The organism is Rhodoblastus sp. 17X3 (assembly GCF_030056575.1).
Taxonomy (GTDB): domain Bacteria; phylum Pseudomonadota; class Alphaproteobacteria; order Rhizobiales; family Beijerinckiaceae; genus Rhodoblastus.
Genome location: NZ_JASHHX010000064.1, coordinates 1 through 695, shown reverse-complemented (window position 1 = coordinate 695; position 695 = coordinate 1). Strand labels below are relative to the sequence as shown.

The 695-nt window shown below is 64.9% G+C and carries 1 protein-coding gene; it reads right to left on the bottom strand.

The features are described 5' to 3' along the window. Positions 1 to 695, bottom strand: a 695-nt coding sequence (locus QM467_RS19790; protein WP_283368050.1) for a cation:dicarboxylate symporter family transporter, incomplete at both ends; no start/stop codon positions are given.

Here is a 695-nt window from a genome sequence, read left to right as displayed (position 1 = left end):
GAATAGCCCGTCGGCACGACCAGACCCACCACCGAGCGCGAGCAGCCGAGATTCTCCAGCTTGGCCATCAATTGCGGCAGCGCGCTCTCCGACGACGACGTGCCGAGCACGATCAGCAACTCGTCCTTGATGTAGAGCAGGAACTTGAAAATGTTGAAGCCGGTCAAGCGGGCGATGGTTCCCAGCACCACCACGATGAACAAGGCCGAGGCGAAATAGAAGGTCGCGACCAGGCCAAACAGGCTGCCGAGCACGGTCGCGCCATATTTGCCGACCGTATAGGCCATGGCGCCGAAGGCGCCGAGCGGCGCGGCCTTCATGATGATGCCGATGACGCCGAACACCGCATGGGCGGTGTCGTCGATCAGGCGGCGCAGCGGCGCGCTGCGCTCGCCCATCGCCATCATGGCGAAGCCCATCAGGATCGAGAACAGCAGCACCTGCAGGATGTCGCCCCGGGCGAAGGCGCCGACGACCGAATCCGGGATGATGTCGAGGAAGAAATCGACCGTCGTCTTGTGCGCGGCTGGATCGGCGAATTTGGCCACCGCCGCGGCGTCCGGATGGGCGCCGAAGCCCGCGCCCGGCTGCACGACATTGCCGATGACGAGGCCGATGACGAGCGCGAAGGTCGAGACGACCTCGAAATAGACCAGCGCCTTGACGCCGACGCGGCCGACTTTCCTGGCGTCCTG